This window comes from Lentibacter sp. XHP0401, from assembly GCF_025751535.1.
Classification (GTDB): Bacteria; Pseudomonadota; Alphaproteobacteria; order Rhodobacterales; family Rhodobacteraceae; genus Lentibacter.
The window spans coordinates 1-1,512 of record NZ_JAOWLC010000024.1; the positions used below are offsets into that span (position 1 = coordinate 1).

At 53.0% G+C, this 1,512-nt stretch carries 1 protein-coding gene; it reads right to left on the minus strand.

The window, feature by feature from the left end:
• Positions 1-74: 74 nt before the first annotated feature.
• A protein-coding gene (locus tag OE750_RS18115) for an IS3 family transposase (RefSeq protein WP_263765707.1) occupies positions 75-1,426 on the minus strand; the annotation gives its coding sequence in 2 pieces (ribosomal slippage) (positions 75-1,090 and positions 1,090-1,426; 1,353 coding nt in all).
• Positions 1,427-1,512 lie beyond the last annotated feature (86 nt).

Consider the following 1,512-nt stretch of genomic DNA (forward strand, 5'->3'; position numbering starts at 1 on the left):
TGTCCGTCGTCAGAGTTTTTGGGTCCAAGAGCGGCCTAAACTAAGAGAGAGTTTGGCTCATCTAGTTGGTTTGATTATGCAGCGTGCTGGCGGTGATGCAAGCGTCGCGCTTCGAGTGTCTTCCGTTTGATCCTTTCCCTTTGTTTTAGAATGGCTTTGTCGCGGCCAAAGTAGACGTCAGCGGGTGTGACGTTGTTGATGCTCTCGTGATATCGCTGATGATTGTAGTGATCGACGAAGGCTTCGATCTGAGCTTCCAGATCACCCGGCAGGAAGTAGTTTTCCAGCAGGATGCGGTTCTTCAAGGTTTGGTGCCATCGTTCGATCTTGCCCTGTGTTTGGGGGTGATATGGCGCTCCGCGTGAGTGCTTCATGCCCTTGTCTTTCAACCATTCGGCCAAGTCGCCTGAGACATAGCTGGACCCATTATCACTGAGCAGACGCGGCTTGTGAACGACGTGGACTTGGTCACATCCTGACGCCTCCAACGCGAGGTCCAACGTGTCGGTCACGTCTTCAGTCCGCATGTTGGCGCAGAGCTTCCACGAGATAATGTAACGGCTGTAATCATCCAAGATGGTCGACAGATAGAACCAACCCCAGCCCAGAACTTTGAGATAGGTGAAGTCAGTCTGCCAAAGTTGATTGATGGCGGTTGTTTTGTCTTTGAACTCGCTGGCCGCTTTGATCACGATGAAGGCAGGGCTGGTGATCAGGTCATGCGCCTTCAATATCCGATATGTTGAAGCCTCTGATACAAAGTAGTTTTCTTTGTCGGTGAACGTTACGGCCAGCTCCCGGGGAGATAATTCCGTCTCTTTCAGCGCCAGCTGCACCACCTTGCGCCGCACGTCATCAGGGATGCGGTTCCAGACATGTTTTGGCTTGGGAGATTGATCCTTCAGGCCAGCCTCGCCGCGTTGCAAATACCGATCATACCAACGATAGAACGTCGTGCGAGGGATACCCATCTTGGCGAGAGTCAGGCGCGCCGACAGATGGCTTTCCTCGACAAGCCGGATGATCTCTAACTTCTCGGATGCGGGATACCTCATTCGTGGTCGCCCCCACCGTCGTACATGCTTTTTTTGAGAAGACGCAGCTCAAGCGTCTGCTCCGCAACCACTTCCTTGAGATCCTTTGCCTCGCGGCGCAGCTCTTTAACCTCATCAGTGTTTGCAGCTCGCGCTGTGTCACCTGCCAGCCGCTTCTTCCCAGCTTCCATGAAGTCCTTAGACCACTTGTAGTAGATGCCCTGCGAGATCCCCTCACGGCGGCACAGCTCAGCAATGCTGTCTTCGCCACGCAGCCCATCGAGTACGATCCGGATCTTCTCTTCGGATGAATAATGTTTGCGGGTCGCCCGTTTGATATCTTTGACGATCTTCTCGCCAGGGCTTTTGCGTGTTCCAGTTGTCTGTCTCATCGGCCACTCCTCAGTGGTTATGATGAGCCAACAACACTCTCTTATCAAATAACGCTATTTGGACCCATAAGCGCTGACGTCAGACA